The sequence below is a fragment of the Acetobacter sp. DsW_54 genome, assembly GCF_002153575.1.
Lineage (GTDB): Bacteria > Pseudomonadota > Alphaproteobacteria > Acetobacterales > Acetobacteraceae > Acetobacter > Acetobacter fabarum.
On the sequence record NZ_JOPD01000003.1, the window covers coordinates 33254 to 54353 of the forward strand.

The window sequence follows — 21100 nt, forward strand, 5'->3', positions numbered from 1 at the left end:
CTCATCCCTTCATCATCGTCACGTCTTCGACCTGGATGGAGCCGCGGTTACGGAAGTAAACCGTAACAATAGCCAGACCAATGGCGGCTTCGGCCGCGGCAATGGTCAGCACGAACAGCACCATGACCTGCCCCGACAGGTCCCCATGAGCCGAGGAAAACGCAACCAGATTGAGGTTTGCGGAAAGCAGGATCAGTTCCATGGACATGAGCAGAACAATAATGTTCTTGCGGTTCAGAAAAATCCCGAACACCCCCAGAACCAGAAGGGCCGCACTGACAAACAGGTAAGGCCCCAGCCCTACAGACGCGATTGCCGTATTCATGCGCCTTTCTCCTCAGTTTCCGTCTTTTCCGGCTCACCCGCGCCATAGGAGCCGGGAACCGCAATTTCGTAATAGGAGCCTTTGGGCCGCAGGAAACCTCCCTGCTCAAACACGTTTTCGCCAAGTGGCAGATTAACAAGCTCCAGCGTTTCTTCACGTGTGCGTGCATGCTGGCGGCCAATATTCTGGCGGCGGCCTGTGGCCGTCTCACGCAGGGTCAGCACAATGGCGCCAATCATGGCGACCAGCAGAACCAGCCCGCAGGCCTGAAACAGCAGCACATAATGCGTGTAAATAACCGTGCCCAAGGCTGCGGTATTGGTTAGCCCCGGCTGCACAGCCAAAGGTGCGACCACACCCGCAGGGGCCATGCGCCAGTTGCTGAAGGCCATGACCAGTTCGGCCAGCAGCACACCCCCAATGCACAACCCCAGAGGAGCATAACGCTGGAACCCTTCACGTAGGCGGCTGAAATCTATGTCCAGCATCATCACCACAAACAGGAAGAGAACCGCCACCGCCCCCACGTAGACAATGACCAGCAGCATGGCCAGAAACTCGGCACCAGCGACCAGAAACAGCCCCGCCGCGTTAAAGAAGCCAAGGATCAGGAACAAAACCGCATGCACCGGGTTGCGTGCGCTGATGACCATGGAGGCCGAAAGCAGCAATACCGCCGCAAAAACGTAAAAAACGAGCTGTGCCATCATTGGCCAACCTCCTGCCCTGGCGTGGTCTGCATCTGCTCAACGATACGGTGCATCGAGTTCCAGCCTCCGTGCGAGCAGGGTTTCCCAGCGGTCCCCATTCGCTAACAGCTTGCCCTTGTCGTACATCAGCTCTTCACGGGTTTCCGTGGCAAACTCATAGTTCGGGCCTTCAACAATCGCATCCACCGGGCAGGCTTCTTCACACAGGCCACAATAGATGCATTTTGTCATGTCAATGTCGTAGCGCGTGGTCCGGCGGGAGCCATCATCACGCTGTTCGGCTTCAATGGTAATGGCCTCTGCCGGGCATGTGGCTTCGCACAGTTTGCAGGCAATGCAGCGCTCCTCCCCATTGGGGTAGCGCCGCAAGGCATGCTCACCCCGGAAACGGTGGGACAGGGGCCCTTTTTCGTACGGGTAGTTCAGCGTGACTTTGGGCTGGAACATCATACGGAAGGTGGAGACCATGCCCGCGGCCAGTTCCTTGAGCAGAAAAGACCGCAATGTGGTGCCAAGAGCGCTCATGAATTTACCCCTCCCATGTGAGGCAGCAGGCCTGTTGCCATAAGGAACCCGGCCGTGCCGATCATCCACAGCAGCGAGAAAGGCAGGAACACCTTCCACCCCAGCCGCATAAGCTGGTCGTAGCGATAGCGCGGGAACGTGGCGCGCACCCAGATAAAGACAAACAGGCAGAACAGGATTTTAAAAATCAGCCAGAGCGGGCCGGGTACCCATGTCAGCGGTGCAATGCCCAGAGGCGGCAGCCAGCCACCAAGGAACAGAATGCTGACCATGGAAGACATGAGGATCATGTTCGCGTATTCGCCCAGAAAGAACAGGCCAAAAGCGAGCGACGAATATTCCACAAAAAAGCCCGCAACCAGTTCACTCTCCCCTTCGGGCAGGTCGAACGGTGCTCGGTTGGTTTCCGCCAGAGCAGAAATAAAGAACACGATAAACATGGGGAACATGGGCACGCAGAACCAGATGTGCCGTTGCGCCAGCACAATATCGTTCAGGTTCAGGCTCCCCACCGCCAGCAGGACAGACACAATCACCAGCCCGATGGACACCTCGTAAGAAACCATCTGCGCGGCAGAGCGTAAGCCCCCCAGAAACGCATAGCGCGAGTTGGAGGCCCACCCCGCAATAAGCATGCCGTAAACCCCAAGGGAGGACATGGCGAGCAGGTACAGGATACCCACATTGATGTTGGCTACCGCCAGCCCGTTCCCTGTCGGAATAACTGCCCAGGCAGCCATGGCGAGCGAAAAGGTCAGGAAAGGTGCAAACAGGAACAGCACACGGTTGGCCCCTGCGGGAATAACCGTTTCCTTCACAATCATCTTGATCGCATCGGCAAAGGCCTGCAACAGACCAAAGGCACCGTTCACGTTTGGCCCCCGGCGGCGCTGCATGGCGGCCATAACCTTGCGCTCCATCAGCGTAAGGTAGGCAACACCAATCAGCAACGGCACCAGTACCGCCAGTGTTTCCAGCAGCATCAGCAGGATCTGGCCCACAAGGGTTTGGTAAAAAAAATGTGCCATTGCCCTTACTCCGCTGCAACCGCAGGCGCCACGCCATAAACCTTTGAACACTCAGCCATGGTCTGGCTGGCGCGGCTTATGACGTTGGTCTGGTAATAATCCTGAATAACAGGGCGGAACGGAGCTGGCATAAGTTCACCCGCCTGCCCGCTGGCTGGCGCAGCCTGTCCGCCGGCTGTGCCCGACAGACGCTGCACACTGCCACCGTTCATGGCAAAAACCGGGTTGACCTGCGCCATATGCGCCCGCAACTGTTCCAGCGTGTCGTAAGGCAGGGTGTGGCCCAGCACTTCGGAAAAAGCCCGAATAATCCGCCAGTCTTCCCGCGCTTCCCCCGGAGCGAACACGGCGCGGAAAGCACGTTGCACCCGCCCTGCCGTGTTAACATATGTGCCCGGTTTTTCGGTATAGGCTGCGCCGGGGAGTATAATATCCGCCCGTTGTGCGGCGGCGTCCCCATGGTGGCCCAGATACACGACAAATGTTTCCGGCGGGATGCGATCAAGCTGCACATCATCCGCACCCAACAGCCACAAAATTTCTACCCCACCACGGAGCATGCTGGCCGCATCGCACCCCTGCGGGCCGGGCAGGAACCCAAGATCCAGCGCCCCAACGCGGGACGCCGCCGTGTGCAGAATGTTCAGTCCCTGCCATTCGGGCGTTACAGCACCACAGGCATCAGCCAGTTCGCGGCAGGCGGCATAAATTGCGGGGGCATCACGCCGGGTCAGGGCAGAGTGACCGACAATAATCATGGGGTTTTTGGCGTTTTGCAGAACTTCGGCAAACGCATTCTTCCCGCTTAGAATATCCGCCAGCACATCCGGCCCATTCCCCAGAACGGTCACGTCATATGTCATGTCTGCCGAGGGCGTGCCGATCATACCAATGGGAAAACCACCCCGGCCAGCATCCACAAAGCGTTTGCGAATACGCGCATTCAGCACCGGGGCTTCATGCCGGGGCATGGTGCCGACAAGCAACAATGCATCGGCCTGATCTATCCCGCTTATGTCACTGTTAAACAGGTAGCCCGCACGCGCACTGGTATCGTACCAGGCACCATCCTGCCTGCAATCCAGATTGGAAGAGCCAAGACTCTGCAAAAGGTCTTTTATGGCACACAGGCTTTCCGCATCACACAGATCACCAGCTATGGCGCCGATCCTGTCGCCCGGAACGCCATCAAACCGGCGCGCAAGGGCTATGAGTGCATCTTTCCATGAAACAGAAGAAATTTTCCCATGAACCCGCACCCAAGGCCTGTCCAGCCGTTTGCGCTTGAGACCATCAATGGAAAAACGGCCTTTATCAGACAGCCATTCTTCGTTCACATCATCATTCACACGCGGGACAATCCGCATGACTTCTCCGCCACGGGCCTGCACCTGAATATTGGTGCCCAGCGCATCCATGACATCAATACTGTCAGTCTTCTTGTATTCCCATGAGCGGGCATGAAAAGCCGAAGGCTTGGCTGTAAGCGCCCCAACCGGGCAGACATCAATCAGGTTACCCGAGAGTTCGGAGGTCAGGGCTTTTTCCACATATGTGGTGATTTCGGCATTTTCCCCGCGTGAGACCAGACCCAGTTCGGGGGTGCCGGCCACTTCGGTGCTAAAACGCACACACCGTGTGCACTGGATGCAACGGGTCATAACCGTTTTAACCAGCGGCCCCAGATCCTTGTCCGTTACGGCGCGCTTGTCTTCCTTATAACGCGAAACACCAGAGCCATAACCGTAAGCCTGATCCTGTAGATCACACTCCCCACCCTGATCACAGATCGGGCAGTCAAGCGGGTGGTTGATCAGCAGAAATTCCATAACGGCCCGGCGGGCACGACGCACCACTTCGGTGTCCGTAAAAATCTGCATGCCGTCCGCAACGGGGAACCCGCAGGACGCAACAGGTTTGGGCGCTCGCGCCACTTCCACCAGACACATACGGCAGTTACCCGCAACAGACAGGCGCTCGTGGTAACAGAACCGCGGGATTTCCTTGCCTGCGGCCTCACATGCCTGCAACGCGCTGGAACCGGGAGGTACATCTACTGGCGTACCATCAACAATTACCCTGACCATTGCCGTTACTCCACTGCTGCCGGAACGCCACCGGCGGGAACCTGCACCAGCCCGGTACTGCCATATGCGGCTTTGTACTGGCGGATCCGTTCTTCCATTTCCGGGCGAAAATGCCGGATCAGCCCCTGTATGGGCCATGCTGCTGCATCGCCGAGCGCACAGATCGTATGCCCTTCAACCTGCCGTGTGACCTGTTCAAGCAGATCAATTTCTTCAATATCCGCACGCCCCTGCACCATCCGGTCCATCATGCGCATCATCCAGCCCGTGCCTTCGCGGCAGGGGGTGCACTGGCCACAACTCTCGTGCTTGAAAAACTTTGAGAACCTTGCAATGGCTTTTATAATGTCGGTCGATTTGTCCATAACAATCATGCAGGCCGTACCAAGGCCGGAACGCTCGGCACGCAGACTGTCGTAATCCATCAGAACGGTTTCACAGACCGATTTAGGCAGCAGCGGCACAGAACAGCCACCGGGAATAACCGCCAGAAGGTTATCCCACCCCCCACGCACACCGCCGCCGTGCTTCTCTATGATGTCCTTGAGCGGCACACCCAGCTCTTCCTCAAACACACAAGGTGTATTCACGTGGCCGGAAATAGCCATGAGCTTGGAACCCGCGTTATTCGGGCGCCCAAGCCCGGCAAACCAGGCTGCCCCACGCCGCATTATGGTGGACGTAACCGCAATACTTTCCACATTATTGACTGTGGTCGGGCAACCATAAAGCCCTACCCCGGCGGGGAATGGCGGCTTCATGCGGGGCTGGCCTTTTTTGCCTTCCAGACTTTCCAGCAAGGCGGTTTCTTCACCACAGATATAGGCACCTGCCCCTCTGTGGATACGGAAATCAAAATCCCAGCCGCTGCCTGCCGCATTTTTACCAAGCAGCCCTGCGGCATAGGCTTCATCAATAGCAGCCTGCAGGCGCTCGGCCTCACGGCAGAACTCCCCACGGATGTAAATGTAGGACGCATGCGCCCCCATCGCAAAAGATGCGATCAGAGCACTTTCTATCAGCTTATGCGGTTCATGGCGCATAACCTCCCGGTCCTTGCAGGTGCCGGGTTCGGATTCATCTCCATTAATAACCAGATAATGCGGCCGCCCATCGGACTGTTTGGGCATGAAAGACCATTTTAACCCGGTGGGAAAACCCGCCCCACCGCGGCCACGCAGGCCAGAGGCCTTCATTTCCGCAATAATGGCGTCCCGGCCTTTAGCAAGAATATCTGCCGTGTTAGCCCAGTCACCCCGCTTGCGGGCTGCCTCCAGCCGCCAGTCATTCTGCCCGTAAAGATTGGTGAAGATCCGGTCCTTGTCAGCCAGCATGGCCGTCTCTCCTATTCCTGATCCGCCGTGGAGGATGATAGCAACGTTTTGCGCCCACCCTCGGGGGCCGAAACATTACGGTCGATCATGGGACCGGGCGTGGGCCTGCGTCCGGCCCGCAACTCGGCTATGACCTGCGCCGTGCGTTCGGCGTTCATATCTTCATAAAAATCATCATCAACCTGCAGAATTGGCGCGTTGGCGCAGGCACCAAGGCATTCCACTTCTGTCATGGTAAACAGGCCATCTGCACTGGTTTCTCCAAAATGCTGGATACCTGTCGCTTTCTGGCAGGCTTCCACCACATCATCAGAGCCACGCAGCCAGCACGGTGTGGTGGTGCAGACCTGCAAATGGTAACGCCCGATGGGGCGCGTGTTGAACATGGTGTAAAAAGACGCCACTTCGTAAACCCGCATGGCCGCCATACCCAGACGCTGGGCAATAACATCCATGGCCACCACGGGCACCCAGGCACTCCCGGTTACCCGCCCCATCTGCCGCTGCGCAATATAGAGCAGGGGCATAACAGCGCTTGCCTTGCGCTCCTCCGGATACTTGCTGAGAACACCAGCAATTTCCGCCTCCGATGCGGAATCGAATACAAAGCTGTCCGGCTGTTCTGCCGGTGTCCAGGCTGTGCTCATCGATCAACTTCCCCAAACACAAGATCAAGCGACCCGATAATGGCCACCATGTCAGCCAGCATACCGCGGCGTGAGAGTTCATCTATGGCCTGCAGATGCGCAAAACCCGTTGGCCGGATTTTGCACCGATACGGCCGGTTGCTGCCATCAGCCACCAGATAGACCCCAAATTCCCCTTTGGGGCTTTCCACCGCCGTGTAGGTGGAGCCCGCAGGCACATGGTAGCCTTCGCTAAACAGCTTGAAGTGATGGATCAGGGCTTCCATGGAGCGCTTCATGTCCGCTCTGGGGGGCGGGCTGAACTTGGGGTCCTGTATTTTAATGTCACCCGGCTGCATCTGGCTCAGGCATTGCTCGATAATCTTGACGCTTTCACGCATCTCGGCAACGCGCACCAGATAGCGGTCGTACGAATCACCCTGCCGGGTCACGGGCACATTAAAATCCACCTTATGGTAGTTATCATAAGGCTGGTTGCGCCTGAGGTCCCACGGCACGCCAGATGCACGCAGGCACGGACCACTAAACCCCCAGGCCAGAGCCTGCTCGGTTGTAAAAACGCCAATACCAACCGTGCGCTGTTTCCATATCCGGTTTTCGGTCAGCAGGCCTTCCAGCTCATCAATCCAGGCGGGAAATTCCTTGGCCCACACCCCAATCCGGTCTTCCAGACTTGCCGGAATATCCCGCGCAACACCACCGGGACGGAAGTAATTGGCATGGAAGCGCGCACCAGATGCGGCTTCGTAAAACTCCAGAAGTTTCTCGCGCTCTTCATACCCCCACAAAGCCGGGGTTACCGCACCGCAATCCAGCCCCATAGCGGTCAGATTGAGAATATGATTTAAAATACGGGTAATTTCCGCAAACATGACGCGCAACCACTTGGCGCGTTCTGGAATATCAATACCCAGCAGTTTTTCCGTGGCCAGAGCAAATGCCTGCTCCTCGCACATGGGGGAGACGTAATCCAGACGGTCAAAATACGGCAGGGCTTTTTGATACGTCTTGTATTCAATCAGCTTTTCCGTGCCACGGTGCAAAAGGCCGATATGCGGCACGGCACGGGCAACAAGCTCCCCTTCCATTTCCAGCACCAGACGCAACACACCATGCGCAGACGGATGCTGGGGACCAAAATTGAGAGCGTGGGAGTCAATTTCGACAACCTTCTTCTCAATTTCCAAAGCTTTTTCATCTGGCAAAAGGCTTTGGGGAATATCTTCGCGCAGGATCGTCTGCGCAAACGTGAGAGATTCGGTGTTATCCTGTTTTGTCATCAGGAGGACCTCTTCATACCCTGCCGGACTTCGTGCGCTTTTTCATCTCCCGGTAAGGTCAGCATACCTTCCCACGGAGAAACAAAATCGAAATCACGGAAATCCTGCGTTAACGAAACAGGCTCTTTAACAACCTGCCTGCGCTCCGCGTCATAACGGACCTCTTCATACCCGGTCAGCGGGAAGTCTTTGCGAAGCGGATGCCCCTCAAACCCGTTATCGGTCAGAATACGGCGCAGGTCGGGCTGGCCGGAAAACAGCACGCCAAACAGGTCATAGCACTCACGCTCCCACCATGTCGCACATGGCCAGAGATGATGCACCGATGGCACTGCCGCGTATTCATCCGTGCAGACCACAACCCTGATCCGGCGGTTATAGGTAACCGACAGCAGGTTATAGACCACCTCGAACCGCTGGGCACGCGCAGGAAAATCCACACCGCACAGGTCCATCAACTGTTCGAACCTGTAACGCGGGTCATCACGCAAAAGGGTAAGAAACGGCACCAGATGCTCACGCGTTGTGTGCACCACCAGTTCCCCCTTTTCCACCGCCGCGTAAGACACATGGGGCTGGGAGGCAAGGAACGTAAATGCCAGAGAGGACAACTGCCCTTCCAGCCGGGCCTGCCTTGGATTTACTGAAATATCAGCCACGGAGAATTGTCCCTGTCCGCCGAATTTTTTTCTGGAGCAGCATAATGCCGTAAATGAGCGCTTCGGCCGTTGGCGGGCAGCCCGGCACATACACATCCACGGGAACAATGCGGTCACACCCACGCACAACGGAGTAGGAGTAATGGTAATACCCCCCACCATTGGCGCATGACCCCATGGAAATAACCCAGCGCGGCTCGGCCATCTGCTCGTACAGGCGGCGCAATACCGGGGCCATCTTGTTGGTGAGTGTGCCTGCCACAATCATCACATCAGACTGACGGGGCGACCCGCGTGGAATAATACCCATACGGTCCAGGTCATAACGCGGCATATACGCGTGGATCATCTCCACCGCGCAGCATGCAAGCCCGAAGGACATGGGCCACAGACTACCCGTGCGCCCCCAGTTAACCAGCTTATCCAGGCTTGCAACCACAAAGCCCTTTTCAGCCAGAACACCGGTAATGCCACGCACCACCGCATCCTGCTCAGGCCCCGGCGGCAGAGCCTCCCTGTTCCACATAATGGCGTTTTCGTCGTGATGTGTGGTCATGCTGGCGTCCTCTCTCAATCCCAGTCCAGCGCGCCTTTGCGCCATTCATACAAAAAGCCGATCCCCAGCACGGCCAAAAAGCCAAGCATGGACAAAAAGCCGAACAGCCCGATCCGCCCCAGGCTGATAGCCCAGGGGAACAGAAACGCGACCTCCAGATCGAAAATAATGAACAGAATGGCCACTAGGTAAAACCGCACGTCAAAGCGGCGCCGGGCATCATCAAAAGGGCCAAACCCGCACTCATACGCCGTGAGCTTCTCAGGATATGGTTTTTGGTGCCCGCTCAACAGAGCCATACCGAGCATTGCGGCCGCGATAACAACCGATACGCAACCAAAAATCAGAACCGGGGCATAATCGCCTAGAACAGACTGCATGGAAAATTCCCGCACGCATGAAAGGCTTGTAATAAGCCGTTTGATGCAGTCACCCTAGACCCGCAAAATGCAGACGGCCATGCACGAACGCGTATGGTCGCGGCCACTTTGTTGTGAATAAAATGGATTGGCGAAAAAAAAGGCTCCCTGCCCGGAGGAGGAAGCCATTAGCAGAATAAATTATTCTGCTCCACAACACACAATGTTGGGAATGGTGGGCGATGACGGGATCGAACCGCCGACCCTCTCGGTGTAAACGAGATGCTCTACCGCTAAGCTAATCGCCCGCGCCCTATGTGTCATAAAACAAAACGGCCGGCAACCCCTTTTTTCAAAGAAATTGCCGGCCGGTCTGAAATAAAATCCGAAGGAGGATTATTTGCTAACGGCGTCCTTCAGTGCCTTGCCCGGCTTGAAGCGGACAGAGGTAGAAGCCGGAATATCAATTTCCTCGCCGGTACGGGGGTTACGGCCTTTGGCAGCCTTGCGGGTTGCGGTCACAAACGTGCCAAAGCCCACCAGACGTACTTCCTGCTTTGTGGACAGAGCTTTTTCAATCGCACCGAATACGGCGTCGACCACTTCTCCGGCCTTAGCCTTCGGCAGGTCAACGGCCTCTGCTACTGCTGAGACGAGCTCCTGCTTGTTAAGCGGCTTCTCCATCTTACGCCTTTCACTTTCTTTCAATTCATAGGAGCGGCGGGCGGGTTTCGTCCGCCTCTCCGCTGCCTGAACGCACTATGAAGCCGTTTTTTCCTACGTCAACCAAGCAAACGCAAACTTCGGGCTTCTCATGCATTTTGGTTAATGCGGCAGCACCGAAGCAACTGCCTGTGCACCGTTGGCGGGCACTGTTTCGGGCACCTCTTCCCAGTGAATCGGCTGAGGCTGGCTGACCAGTGCACGGGCCAAAACTTCGTCCACATGCGAAACGGGTACAATTTCCAGATTCTTCTTCACGCTGTCAGGAATTTCCGCCAGATCCTTCTCGTTTTCCTGCGGAATAAACACCGTGCGAATACCTGAACGAACAGCCGCCAGAAGCTTTTCCTTCAGCCCCCCAATCGCCAGAACACGCCCCCTGAGCGTTATTTCACCCGTCATGGCAACGTCACGACGGACGGGAATACCGGTCAGAACACTTACCAGAGATGTCACCATGGCAACCCCTGCGGAAGGACCGTCCTTAGGAGTCGCACCTTCAGGCACATGCACATGGAAGCTGCGCTTGTCGAAGATCGTTGGCACGATTCCAAAACTGGCCGCCCGACTCCGCACAAAAGAGAACGCAGCAGAGATGCTCTCCTTCATGACGTCGCCCAGCTTGCCGGTTTCAACAATGCCACCTTTGCCCGGCACCATAACGCTCTCAATGGTCAGGATTTCCCCGCCCACTTCGGTCCAGGCCAGCCCGGTTACAACACCGACCATGTCCTCCGCTTCGGTCTCACCGTAGCGGAAGCGCTGCACGCCTGCGTATTTTTCCAGATTACGCGCCGTAACCGCGACCTTTTTGGCCTTACCGGTCACAATCTCCTTCACCGCCTTACGGGCAAGCTTGGCCAGCTCACGCTCAAGGTTACGCACACCGGCCTCACGCGTGTAATACCGGATAACGTCACGCAGAGCGTCCTCATTGATCGACCATTCACCCGGCTTGAGGTTATGCGCCTCGATCTGCTTGTTAATAAGGTGACGCTTGGCGATCTCGACCTTTTCATCCTCCGTGTAACCGGAGAGGCGAATGACCTCCATGCGGTCCAGCAGCGGCTGGGGCATATCCAGACTGTTGGCCGTTGTCACAAACATGACATCGGACAGGTCGTAATCGACCTCCAGATAATGGTCAGCAAACGTGCCGTTCTGTTCAGGGTCCAACACTTCCAGCAGAGCCGAAGCCGGGTCTCCCCGCCAGTCGGACCCCAGCTTGTCAATTTCATCAAGCAGGAAGAGCGGGTTGGATACCTTCGCCTTTTTCATGCCCTGAATGATCTTGCCGGGCATGGAGCCGATATAGGTGCGGCGGTGCCCACGAATTTCGGCCTCATCCCGCACGCCACCCAGAGACATGCGCACATAATGCCGCCCCGTCGCCTTGGCGATGGAACGCGCGAGGGAGGTCTTGCCCACACCCGGAGGCCCGACAAGGCACAGAATCGGCCCCTTGAGCTTTTGCGAGCGGCTCTGAACCGCCAGATACTCCAGAATGCGTTCCTTGACTTTTTCCAGCCCGTAATGATCGGCGTCCAGAACTTCCTCTGCTTCAACCAGATCATGACGCACTTTGGTCCGCTTTTTCCACGGAATGCTCAAAATCCAGTCGAGGTAGTTCCGCACAACCCCGGACTCGGCGGACATCATGCTCATGCCGCGCAGCTTCTTCAGCTCGCTCAGAGCTTTTTCGCGCGCTTCCTTGGAGAGCTTGGTCTTGGCGATCCGCTCTTCAATTTCGGCCGTTTCGTCCTTGCCGTCCTCACCTTCGCCGAGTTCTTTCTGAATGGCCTTGAGCTGCTCGTTCAGATAGTACTCGCGCTGTGTCTTTTCCATCTGGCGTTTGACACGGTTGCGGATTTTCTTTTCCACCTGAAGCACATCTATTTCTGCTTCAATGTGGCCGAAAACCTTTTCCAGCTGCCCCTGTACGGTGGGGGCCTCCAGAATTTCCTGTTTTTCGGAAATCTTGAGCGAGAGGTGACTCGTCACCGTATCTGCAAGCTTGGACAGATCATTGATCTGGTTAAGCGAGACCAGAACCTCGGACGCAATTTTCTTGTTGAGCTTCATATACTGCTCAAACTGCGACACGATGGAGCGGCCCAGAGCCTCGGCTTCCGGCCCAATAGCCGCCTCGGCTGGCATTTCCTCAATATCGGCTTCGAAGTGGCCATTTACCTCATGCAGCGCCTTAACGCGCACACGGCGAACCCCTTCAACCAGCACCTTAACCGTACCATCGGGCAGCTTGAGCAACTGCAGAATGGTGGACAGCGTGCCAACCCGATAAATATCGTCAGGCGTGGGGTCGTCCTGTGCCGCGTCTTTCTGGGCTACCAGCAGAATGTGCCGGTCGTCTTTTGTAACCGAGTCCAGAGCCCTTACAGATTTTTCCCGCCCGACAAACAGCGGAACAATCATGTGAGGGAAAACCACAATATCGCGCAGCGGCAGAACAGCCACGTGGGTATTCTTGGTATGGGCTTCCACGACAGTTGCATCAACCGCAGGAACAGACTGTTCGGGCACGGCCGAAACTGCCTGATCGCTCTTGCGCCTACGCCGTGGTGCCGGTTTTTCGTTATCAGCCATCGTCATGACCTCCCGATAAGGACGATCGGTGCCGGGCACCCGCCAAGCGGCATACCCCTGCACTGAAGAAGGTACCCCCAAAAGGGAATACCCCCGTGTTTCTCTTATGTTGTTATGCCCACAACCCGGAACAATAGGGCAGAGGCAAGAACAGCACGAACAGGTGACCCGCTCGTGCTGCTTACGCTAAAACTCTAACCTGCCTCAGGCGGATTGCTCTGCTGGCACGTCTTTCTTCTTGCCGTAAACATAGACCGGGCTGGCCTTGCCATCCGCCACCTCGCGGTTGACAACCACCTCCTCGACCGTATCAAGCCCCGGCAGGTCAAACATGGTCGCCATGAGGATGCTCTCCAGAATGGAACGCAACCCACGGGCCCCGGTTTTGCGAACAATGGCCCGGTCCGCAATGGCCTTGAGCGCATCATCCGTAAAGGACAACTGGACATCTTCCATCTGGAAGAGGCGCTGGTACTGCTTGACCAAAGCGTTTTTAGGCTCGGTCAGAATCTTGATCAGTGCGGCCTCGTCCAGATCACCCAGCGTTGCCAGAACAGGCAGACGCCCGATAAATTCGGGGATAAGGCCAAACTTCATCAGATCTTCAGGCTCAACGTCGTGCAGGATTTCCCCCATCCGGCGGTCATCGAGCGAACGTACATCAGCCCCAAAGCCAATGCCCGTGCCCTTGCCACGTGCAGAGATAATCTTGTCCAGCCCGGCAAAAGCCCCACCGCAGATAAAGAGCATGTTGGTCGTATCCACCTGCAGGAATTCCTGCTGCGGATGCTTGCGACCACCCTGCGGGGGAACAGAGGCAACAGTGCCTTCCATCAGCTTGAGCAGAGCCTGCTGCACGCCTTCCCCACTCACGTCACGCGTGATGGAGGGGTTGTCCGATTTTTTGGAAATCTTGTCGATTTCGTCAATATAGACAATCCCGCGCTGGGCGCGTTCGACATTGTAATCGGATGCCTGCAACAGCTTGAGGATGATGTTCTCGACATCTTCCCCCACATACCCGGCTTCTGTCAGGGTTGTGGCATCAGCCATTGTAAAGGGCACGTCCAGAATACGCGCCAGAGTCTGGGCCAGCAGTGTTTTACCCGAACCCGTAGGCCCGATGAGCAGGATATTGGACTTGGCAATTTCCACATCGCCTGCCTTGGTCACCTGCGACAGGCGCTTGTAGTGGTTATGCACCGCTACGGAGAGCACCTTTTTGGCCTGCATCTGACCAATAACGTAGTCATCCAGAACCTTGCAGATTTCCTTGGGGGTAGGAACACCCTCGCGCGACTTGACCTGCAAGGTCTTGTTCTCTTCACGGATGATATCCATGCAGAGTTCAACGCATTCATCGCAGATAAACACGGTGGGGCCAGCAATAAGCTTGCGCACTTCATGCTGTGATTTGCCACAGAACGAGCAATACAGCGTGTTCTTGGACTCTCCGGACTTTGTACTCATCAGCCCACTCCCCCGATCACTCCGGACTCCACGGACCCCGGAGCCAAGCCCTGAGCCTTTTCTGCATGCCCAGGAACAGACGACCCCCTTATTGTAACAGGAGGCTTAAAGTATGCCAGATTAAGGATGACCTTTATCCTTTTTACCTGCTTCGGCCGCTTTGTGGTGGCTGATCACTTCATCCACAATACCAAAAGACTGGGCTTCGGCTGCGGACATGTAGCTATCACGCTCAAGCTTCTGCTCGATTTCTTCCAGCGTGCGGCCAGTATGTTCACGGTAGATTTCGTTCAGGCGCTGCCGGATAATCAGAATTTCCTTGGCCTGAATTTCAATATCGCTCGCCTGCCCCTGTGCACCGCCAGAGGGCTGATGCACCATGACGCGCGCGTTAGGCAGCGCAAACCTGCGCCCTTTTTCACCGCCAGCCAGCAGCAGGGAGCCCATGGAGGCCGCCTGACCGATGCACACCGTGCTTACGGGGCTGCGGATGTATTGCATGGTGTCATAAATAGCCAGACCGGCCGACACAACACCACCGGGGCTGTTGATGTAAAAGGAGATTTCCTTGGTCGGGTTCACACTTTCCAGATACAGAAGCTGCGCGGAAATAAGCGAAGCAACCTGATCATAGACAGGCCCGGTCAGGAAGATGATCCGTTCCTGCAAAAGGCGGGAATAGATATCAAAAGCCCGTTCACCGCGAGAGGTCTGTTCGACCACCATCGGCACCAGTGCATTGCTGAAGATCTCAACGGGATCACGATCCCTCATACCACTCATTCCCGTACAAAAAACTTAAACGCCCCTCCCTGCCTCTGCCATGGACAGAACCAGGGTCAGGCACACTGATTCAAGATAGAGATAAAGTGGCAATATGCCACCCCAGAAACGAAAAACAGCCCCAAAAAGAATGTCCCGCCAGTTCACACTGGCGGGACAGAGCCGTTTTATCAGATATTAGCTGGGGGAATATCTGATAGTTCTTCCAGACTCACGTCCTTGTCCGTGACCTTGGCGAGCTCAATCAGGTAATCGACAACCTTGTTTTCAAAAATCGGTCCGCGCAGGGATTCAGCGGCCTGCGGATTCTTCTGGAAGAATTCAAAGACCTCTTTTTCCTGACCGGAGTAGCGCATGGCTTCTGCCCGCACAGCCCGCCCAAGTTCTTCCGCACTGACGGAAATACCGTTCTTGCGGCCGATTTCAGCAAGGAGCAGACCCAGCCGCACGCGACGTTCCGCAATTTTGCGGTAGTCAGCGCGAAGGGTGTCTTCGTCCTTGTCTTTATCTTCGTCATCAAGCTGACCAGCCTTGCGGTCGGCTTCCACCCGATTCCAGATCTGCTGGAACTCGGCTTCCACCATACCTTCAGGGGCAGCAAAATCTGCCTTGCTGGAAAGGATGTCGAGCAGGTCACGCTTGATACGCAGGCGGGACATCTGGTCGTATTCGCCTTCGATCTGCTTGCGCACCAGATCCTTGAGCTGTTCAAGGCTTTCAAAGCCCATGTTCTTGGCCAGCTCTTCGTCCACCGGGGCGTCCACAGCTTTTTTGAGCTGGTTCACCTTGATGTCAAAGGTTGCTTCCTTGCCAGCCAGCTCTTCTGCGCCGTAATCAGCGGGGAAAGTCACGGTAATGACTTTTTCTTCACCCGGCTTCATGCCTTCGATCTGCTCGGCAAAGCCCGGAATAAAGCCTTCGCCACCGATCTCAACATTCACGTCCTGAGCGGTACCGCCATCAAAGGCAACGCCGTCCTGCTTGCCAACAAAGTCAATGGCGACAACATCGCCCTTGCCTGCGGGACGCACTTCCTCGATCACTTCAAAGGTACGGCCACGCTTGGCAATATCTTCGAGCACCTTGTTGATCGCTTCGTCAGAAACCGGGGTTTTCAGGCGGGTCAGCGCGAGGTCGGAAAGGTCCGGCACAGCAATTTCTGGCAGGATTTCGCTTTCCACCTTGAATTCCAGATCCGCGCCCTTGTCTTCCTGACCGGAAACCAGATCAACCTTGGGCTGGCCAGCGGGGCGCAGGCCACGCTCTTCAAACACGGTGCGAATGGCATCGCTCACGGCCTGTTCAAGCACTTCGCCCCAGATGGCATCGCCATAACGCTGGCGTGCCAGAGAGACAGGCACCTTGCCCGGACGGAAGCCCGGCAGGTTCAGATTGCCAGCAACTTCCTTAAGGCGCGCATCACGCTTAGCCTCAAGTTCCGCGGCCGGAACTGTAACTGTGAAACCACGCTTCAGCCCTTCAGAAAGGGTCTCGGTAACCTGCATCGGCCAGGCCTTCCTCTCGGTACAAAAAATCAGTCACCCGCTGCACTAACGCCAAAAGGCGGCGGCGGACTGCGGACGGGAGCATGAAAATTTATTGGTACGGGCGGAGGGACTTGAACCCCCACAACTTGCGTCACCAGAACCTAAATCTGGCGTGTCTACCAATTCCACCACGCCCGCGCACACTCAATATACTCACCGTCGGCAAGATGCGTGGACTTAGCTCAAAGTGCCGGGCACGGCAAGACACCGAAACGGATTTTGCACATGCTAGTGCCCCTGCGCCTGCTCCGCCTTCTGCCGGGCAAGCCCCAGATAGCGGTCCAGATCCTCCGCCACAGGCCACGGACCGGCCTGCAAACCGGCCTCCCCATGGAGCCAGACGCCCGCACACGCTGCCTGCCACGCAGGCATACCTGCCGCCAGCAAGGCCGCAATCACGCCCGAGAGCGTATCCCCAGACCCTGCCGTACCCAATGCTGCGGTGGCATGCGTGTTAATTGCCAGCCGTCCATCGGGGGCGGCGATCATGGTGGAAGCCCCCTTGAGCACAACCACAGCATTAATCTGCCGGGCGGCCTCCCGCACCTGCTCGGGCGGATTATCCCCCACAGGGCCGAACACCCGTGCAAATTCACCCGTATGGGGAGTAATCACGGAAACACCACGCAGTTTTTCCGGCTGCCCGGCGCAGGCACTTAGTGCGCCAGCATCGGCCAGCACACTCCGCCCCGAGTCCAGCAGCATGGGCAGGGCTGCCTCCACCTCTACCTCTGCCAACCCCGGACCGCAGACCCATACATGCCTACGCTTGTCCTCCAGCAATTGTGCCAACGGGGCATCATCCACAATCAGGCCCGGCTGCCCCAGACGGTATGCCGGAGCCCCAGCCCCAGCCGCCACGCGCACAAGCCCCGCCCCCACGGAGCGCGCACCAGAGGCACATAGCCGCGCGGCACCGGGCATGGATTGCCCGGCACAAATGCTCACCACGCCTCGCGTGTATTTGTTGCTCTCCCCACCCAGCACGGGCAGCGCCCACAATCCGGGGCTGTTGTGCCACGTGTTGGCTGGCACGGCCGCCAGCACAGAGTCGGGCACACCAATATCCGCCAGAATCAGACGCCCAAGCAGCCCCCGTGCCGGGTAAAGCAGATGACCGGGTTTGAACCGGCAGAACGTAACAGTCATGGCAGCCTGCGGCGCATAACCGCGCACCTGCCCTGTGGCTCCGTCCACCCCTGAGGGCGTGTCCACCGCCACAATCCGACGGGCTGCGGCCAGTGTTTCGGCCACTAGGCCACCCACATCGCGGCTAAGCCCCGCACCAAATACGGCATCCACCACCAATTCAGCCCGCGCGGCTTCCGCCGGAGCAAAAGGAACACGCGGTCCTTCATAGGCGACACTGGCGCGCCCTGCATCCGTATCCGCCCGAGGGGGAGCCAGTTCCGCCACGGCAACCGGCCAGCCCATACCTGCCAGATACCGGGCGGCTACGTACCCATCCCCCCCATTATTCCCCGGCCCGCACAACACGAGCACGCGCGCAGGCCGCTCGTACCGGCGGATGGCGCGCGCAACGGCCCGGCCTGCGTTATCCATAAGCGTAGCAACAGGCACATGGGCTGCACTCTGCCGGTCCACCTCCCCCATTTGCAAAGGGGTATAAAGGCTGAGGGAAGAAGGATAAGCAGGTTGCATGCTTGGCTCCGCACAGGGTGTGTGACTACTGTCAAGCATAATAGCCCCTTGCACCCGCCCCGTCCCCTTGGCAATCAGGCAGGCAGATACGCACCGGGCATGATGCTGCGCCTAACAGCCTTCGCGCCCATCCCTACCCCCAACCGTGCCAACACGGAGACACCATGCCACATTCCATCCTCTGGAGCCTTGTTCTCGCTCTCCACCTCATCAGCATCATCATGTGGATTGGTGGTGGCGCTTATGCGGCTGTTGTGCTGCGCCCCAGCCTGAGCCTTCTGGACCAGACACAGCGCAACTCCGTGCACCTGCAGACCATGGCCCGTTTTTTTAAGGGGCTGACACACGCCATTCCCACAACGCTGATCACCGGCTGGCTGCTGGTGCTGCACGAAGGCGGGTTTGCCAACGCACCGTGGACAACCAACGTCATGCAACTGCTGGGCCTGATCATGGCGGCACTGTTTGTACGGATGTATATGGGCACCTACCAGAAGCTGCGCCGGGCCATCCGCCCACAGGCATCGGGTTTCGACTCGGTACGCAAGCAGGTGCTGGTTATTGTGGCTCTGGGAATCATTACCGTGCTAGCAGCCAGCCTTGGCCATCCTTTTGTGTGAAGATAGCAAGTATCCCAGCCAAAAACTTGATTTTAAGCCCAAAGACCTTTATCGGAACTAGCGCCTGAGTGGCTTTGTAATACCATGGAATAACTGGCAAACGGTCTTTGCCGGACATGCACAAAGCCACCAGCAAGCTGAGCAACGACAGACCTAAGTTCCGAGAGCATATTGACAGCCAAAACAACCGCCCGCCCCCGCAAGACGACAACTCGCAGCCGGAAAAAGGCGGCGGTTTCCGCCAGTTCAACCGCATTGGATGTGCAGGATACCGAGGTGGAAAACACCTCTCCCGCAGCCGATGCCGATGCTCCCGCTGAGGAAAAACCCGCTCCCAAAAAGCGCGCACCCCGCCGCCGTACAGCAAAAGCCGAATCGGCTGCCGAGCCTGTAGCGGACGCAGTTGCAAATGAAGGCGCAACCACAGACGCCGCAGCCGAAGAGGCTCCCAAAAAACCACGCGCTCCGGCCAGACGGCGCACAAAGGCGGCCACGGCCACCAAATCCGCCCCTGCAACAAAGGCGGAAGCCCCCGTTGCCGTGGAATTGCAGGTGCCGGTTGCCCCTGCGCCAGAAGCTGCTCCCGCCCCGGTTGAGCCTGCCACACCAGCAACTGCGGAACCCGTTGCGGAAGAAGCAACGCTAACCTTTGCCGACCTTGAGCTTTCCAAGCCCATTCTGCAGGCCATTGATGAGATGGGGTACAAGCACCCCACCCCCATTCAGGCACAGGCCATTCCCGCCGTGCTCATGGCACGCGACGTGCTGGGCGTTGCCCAGACCGGCACCGGCAAAACAGCATCCTTTACGCTGCCCATGCTGGAAATCCTGAGCGACTCCCGCGCTCGTGCCCGCATGCCGCGTTCGCTCATTCTGGAGCCCACGCGTGAGCTGGCCTTGCAGGTCGCGGAAAACTTTGTGGAATACGGCAAGCACCTCAAGCTCAACCATGCCCTGCTGATTGGTGGTGAGAGCATGGCTGACCAGAAGGAAGTGCTCAACCGCGGCGTGGACGTGCTGATAGCAACCCCCGGCCGTCTGCTCGACCTGTTTGAACGCGGCGGCCTGCTGCTGAACCACACCAAAATTCTGGTCATTGATGAAGCAGACCGGATGCTGGATATGGGGTTCATTCCTGACATTGAAAAAATTGTCAGCCTGCTGCCCCCTTCCCGCCAGACGCTGTTCTTCTCGGCAACAATGGCGCCGCCCATTCGCAAACTGGCGGATGCGTTCCTGCATTCCCCCAAGGAAATCACGGTTGCACGCCAGTCTTCCGTGGCAACAACCATTACAACCGGGCTGGTCATTGTTGATGAATTCAGCAAGCGCGAAACACTGCGTCTGCTGCTCAAGGACCCGGAACTTCAGAACGCCATTGTGTTCTGCAACCGCAAGCGCGATGTGGATGTTCTCACCAAATCCTTGACCAAGCACGGCTTTTCAGTGGGTGCCCTGCACGGGGACCTGCCCCAGTCCGTGCGTTTTTCCACTCTGGAAAAATTCAAGAACAACGAACTCAAGGTACTGGTCTGCTCGGACGTAGCCGCCCGTGGCATTGATATTGGCGGCCTGTCCCATGTGTTCAACTTTGATCTGCCGTTCCATGCGGAAGACTACGTCCACCGCATTGGCCGCACTGGCCGCGCCGGGCGCGAAGGGCATGCCTTCAGCATTGCCTCGCCGTATGACAAGACGCTGGCCGAAGCCATTGAACAACTGACCGGCAAGCCCATTCCCCGCCTTTCCATAGAAGGCGTGCAGCAACTGGAATGGTCGGAAGAAAAACGCCCACGCGGCGGCAGCCAGTCCCGTGGCGGACAAAACCGCAAGGACAAACCAGCCCCACAGCGGGAGCGTGAACCCAACCGCACGCGTGAAGCAACCCGCGAGCGCGACCGTGAATCCAACCGTGAGCGTGAACAGCAGCGCCCTGCCCAGCAGCAGGCCGCTCAGCCTGTTGCCAATAAGCCCCAGCCCCATAAAGGTGGGCGCAACCAGCGTGATGAAATTCCGCCCGCACCCGCAGGCGAATTTGCAGGCTTTGGTGACCAGACGCCCGCCTTCATGCTGCTCCCACGCCGTAATTCTTCACGCCCGGCCACACCGGGTGTGCTTGAAGCAGAAACAGTGCAGGATACCGCCCACGTCTCTGACGTGGCATCCTGACCCAAGGAAAAT

At 57.3% G+C, this 21100-nt stretch carries 19 protein-coding genes and 2 tRNA genes; 2 read left to right on the forward strand and 19 right to left on the reverse strand.

The window, feature by feature from the left end:
* Position 1: 1 nt before the first annotated feature.
* The 19 genes from nuoK to HK20_RS02025 all read right to left on the reverse strand — a co-directional run bounded on the left by nuoK (position 2) and on the right by HK20_RS02025 (position 18299).
* The gene (gene nuoK, locus HK20_RS01935) at positions 2-325 is read right to left on the reverse strand and encodes an NADH-quinone oxidoreductase subunit NuoK (RefSeq protein ID WP_179290120.1); all 324 of its coding nucleotides are present in this window, start codon (positions 323-325) and stop codon (positions 2-4) included.
* Positions 322-1035, reverse strand: a complete 714-nt coding sequence (locus HK20_RS01940; RefSeq protein WP_086645423.1) for an NADH-quinone oxidoreductase subunit J — start codon at positions 1033-1035, stop codon at positions 322-324. The genes nuoK and HK20_RS01940 overlap by 4 nt, the downstream gene beginning before the upstream one ends.
* Positions 1036-1071: 36 nt before the next feature.
* Positions 1072-1560, reverse strand: a complete 489-nt coding sequence (nuoI, locus tag HK20_RS01945) for an NADH-quinone oxidoreductase subunit NuoI (protein ID WP_086645424.1) — start codon at positions 1558-1560, stop codon at positions 1072-1074.
* Positions 1557-2588 carry an NADH-quinone oxidoreductase subunit NuoH gene (gene nuoH, locus HK20_RS01950; RefSeq protein ID WP_086645425.1) on the reverse strand — a complete coding sequence of 344 codons (1032 nt, stop codon included), beginning with the start codon at positions 2586-2588 and terminating at the stop codon, positions 1557-1559. Before nuoH ends, nuoI begins: the two co-directional genes overlap by 4 nt.
* A gap of 5 nt (positions 2589-2593) precedes the next feature.
* Complete coding sequence (gene nuoG / locus HK20_RS01955) at positions 2594-4675, reverse strand: NADH-quinone oxidoreductase subunit NuoG (RefSeq protein ID WP_086645426.1); 2082 nt, start codon at positions 4673-4675, stop codon at positions 2594-2596.
* Positions 4676-4680: 5 nt separating this feature from the next.
* Complete coding sequence (nuoF, locus tag HK20_RS01960; RefSeq protein WP_086645427.1) at positions 4681-6009, reverse strand: NADH-quinone oxidoreductase subunit NuoF; 1329 nt, start codon at positions 6007-6009, stop codon at positions 4681-4683.
* A gap of 11 nt (positions 6010-6020) precedes the next feature.
* The gene (locus HK20_RS01965; protein ID WP_086645428.1) at positions 6021-6656 is read right to left on the reverse strand and encodes an NAD(P)H-dependent oxidoreductase subunit E; all 636 of its coding nucleotides are present in this window, start codon (positions 6654-6656) and stop codon (positions 6021-6023) included.
* On the reverse strand, positions 6653-7936 hold the full coding sequence (locus tag HK20_RS01970) for an NADH-quinone oxidoreductase subunit D (RefSeq protein ID WP_086645429.1): 1284 nt from the start codon (positions 7934-7936) through the stop codon (positions 6653-6655). The genes HK20_RS01965 and HK20_RS01970 overlap by 4 nt, the downstream gene beginning before the upstream one ends.
* Positions 7936-8595, reverse strand: a complete 660-nt coding sequence (locus HK20_RS01975; RefSeq protein WP_086645430.1) for an NADH-quinone oxidoreductase subunit C — start codon at positions 8593-8595, stop codon at positions 7936-7938. Before HK20_RS01975 ends, HK20_RS01970 begins: the two co-directional genes overlap by 1 nt.
* The gene (locus HK20_RS01980; protein WP_025826157.1) at positions 8588-9151 is read right to left on the reverse strand and encodes an NADH-quinone oxidoreductase subunit B family protein; all 564 of its coding nucleotides are present in this window, start codon (positions 9149-9151) and stop codon (positions 8588-8590) included. The genes HK20_RS01975 and HK20_RS01980 overlap by 8 nt, the downstream gene beginning before the upstream one ends.
* 14 nt (positions 9152-9165) lie before the next feature.
* The gene (locus HK20_RS01985) at positions 9166-9531 is read right to left on the reverse strand and encodes an NADH-quinone oxidoreductase subunit A (RefSeq protein ID WP_059024086.1); all 366 of its coding nucleotides are present in this window, start codon (positions 9529-9531) and stop codon (positions 9166-9168) included.
* A 212-nt stretch (positions 9532-9743) separates the two neighbouring features.
* Positions 9744-9818 (reverse strand) — tRNA-Val (locus HK20_RS01990).
* Between the two features lie 88 nt (positions 9819-9906).
* Positions 9907-10194 (reverse strand): HU family DNA-binding protein, encoded by a 288-nt coding sequence (locus tag HK20_RS01995; protein WP_086637932.1) that lies wholly within the window; start codon positions 10192-10194, stop codon positions 9907-9909.
* Positions 10195-10335: 141 nt separating this feature from the next.
* On the reverse strand, positions 10336-12837 hold the full coding sequence (gene lon / locus HK20_RS02000; RefSeq protein WP_086645431.1) for an endopeptidase La: 2502 nt from the start codon (positions 12835-12837) through the stop codon (positions 10336-10338).
* Between the two features lie 204 nt (positions 12838-13041).
* Complete coding sequence (clpX, locus tag HK20_RS02005) at positions 13042-14307, reverse strand: ATP-dependent Clp protease ATP-binding subunit ClpX (RefSeq protein ID WP_086645432.1); 1266 nt, start codon at positions 14305-14307, stop codon at positions 13042-13044.
* 120 nt (positions 14308-14427) lie between these two features.
* Positions 14428-15090, reverse strand: a complete 663-nt coding sequence (locus tag HK20_RS02010; RefSeq protein WP_179290119.1) for an ATP-dependent Clp protease proteolytic subunit — start codon at positions 15088-15090, stop codon at positions 14428-14430.
* Positions 15091-15260: 170 nt separating this feature from the next.
* Positions 15261-16595: a trigger factor gene (gene tig, locus HK20_RS02015; protein ID WP_086645434.1), complete on the reverse strand. Its 1335-nt coding sequence runs from the start codon at positions 16593-16595 to the stop codon at positions 15261-15263.
* 95 nt (positions 16596-16690) lie between these two features.
* A tRNA-Leu gene (locus tag HK20_RS02020) sits at positions 16691-16775 on the reverse strand.
* Positions 16776-16865: 90 nt separating this feature from the next.
* Positions 16866-18299, reverse strand: a complete 1434-nt coding sequence (locus HK20_RS02025; protein ID WP_086645435.1) for an NAD(P)H-hydrate dehydratase — start codon at positions 18297-18299, stop codon at positions 16866-16868.
* Positions 18300-18463: 164 nt separating this feature from the next.
* On the opposite strand from HK20_RS02025, the gene HK20_RS02030 reads away from it, so the two are divergent.
* On the forward strand, positions 18464-18919 hold the full coding sequence (locus HK20_RS02030) for a hypothetical protein (RefSeq protein WP_086645436.1): 456 nt from the start codon (positions 18464-18466) through the stop codon (positions 18917-18919).
* A gap of 171 nt (positions 18920-19090) precedes the next feature.
* Entirely contained in the window at positions 19091-21088 is a 1998-nt protein-coding gene (locus HK20_RS02035; RefSeq protein WP_086645437.1) for a DEAD/DEAH box helicase, read from the forward strand.
* The last annotated feature ends 12 nt before the right edge of the window (positions 21089-21100 follow it).

Bases quoted from the DNA above. Each gene is read 5' to 3' on its own strand.
- HK20_RS01995 (WP_086637932.1), bottom strand. From the start codon at position 10,194: ATGGAGAAGCCGCTTAACAAGCAGGAGCTCGTCTCAGCAGTAGCAGAG.
- nuoK (WP_179290120.1), bottom strand. From the start codon at position 325: ATGAATACGGCAATCGCGTCTGTAGGGCTGGGGCCTTACCTGTTTGTC.
- HK20_RS01965 (WP_086645428.1), bottom strand. From the start codon at position 6,656: ATGAGCACAGCCTGGACACCGGCAGAACAGCCGGACAGCTTTGTATTC.
- HK20_RS02030 (WP_086645436.1), top strand. From the start codon at position 18,464: ATGCCACATTCCATCCTCTGGAGCCTTGTTCTCGCTCTCCACCTCATC.
- HK20_RS01980 (WP_025826157.1), bottom strand. From the start codon at position 9,151: ATGACCACACATCACGACGAAAACGCCATTATGTGGAACAGGGAGGCT.
- clpX (WP_086645432.1), bottom strand. From the start codon at position 14,307: ATGAGTACAAAGTCCGGAGAGTCCAAGAACACGCTGTATTGCTCGTTC.
- nuoI (WP_086645424.1), bottom strand. From the start codon at position 1,560: ATGAGCGCTCTTGGCACCACATTGCGGTCTTTTCTGCTCAAGGAACTG.
- HK20_RS02025 (WP_086645435.1), bottom strand. From the start codon at position 18,299: ATGCAACCTGCTTATCCTTCTTCCCTCAGCCTTTATACCCCTTTGCAA.
- HK20_RS01970 (WP_086645429.1), bottom strand. From the start codon at position 7,936: ATGACAAAACAGGATAACACCGAATCTCTCACGTTTGCGCAGACGATC.
- lon (WP_086645431.1), bottom strand. From the start codon at position 12,837: ATGGCTGATAACGAAAAACCGGCACCACGGCGTAGGCGCAAGAGCGAT.
- tig (WP_086645434.1), bottom strand. From the start codon at position 16,595: ATGCAGGTTACCGAGACCCTTTCTGAAGGGCTGAAGCGTGGTTTCACA.
- nuoH (WP_086645425.1), bottom strand. From the start codon at position 2,588: ATGGCACATTTTTTTTACCAAACCCTTGTGGGCCAGATCCTGCTGATG.
- HK20_RS01985 (WP_059024086.1), bottom strand. From the start codon at position 9,531: ATGCAGTCTGTTCTAGGCGATTATGCCCCGGTTCTGATTTTTGGTTGC.
- nuoG (WP_086645426.1), bottom strand. From the start codon at position 4,675: ATGGTCAGGGTAATTGTTGATGGTACGCCAGTAGATGTACCTCCCGGT.
- HK20_RS02010 (WP_179290119.1), bottom strand. From the start codon at position 15,090: ATGAGTGGTATGAGGGATCGTGATCCCGTTGAGATCTTCAGCAATGCA.
- HK20_RS01940 (WP_086645423.1), bottom strand. From the start codon at position 1,035: ATGATGGCACAGCTCGTTTTTTACGTTTTTGCGGCGGTATTGCTGCTT.
- nuoF (WP_086645427.1), bottom strand. From the start codon at position 6,009: ATGCTGGCTGACAAGGACCGGATCTTCACCAATCTTTACGGGCAGAAT.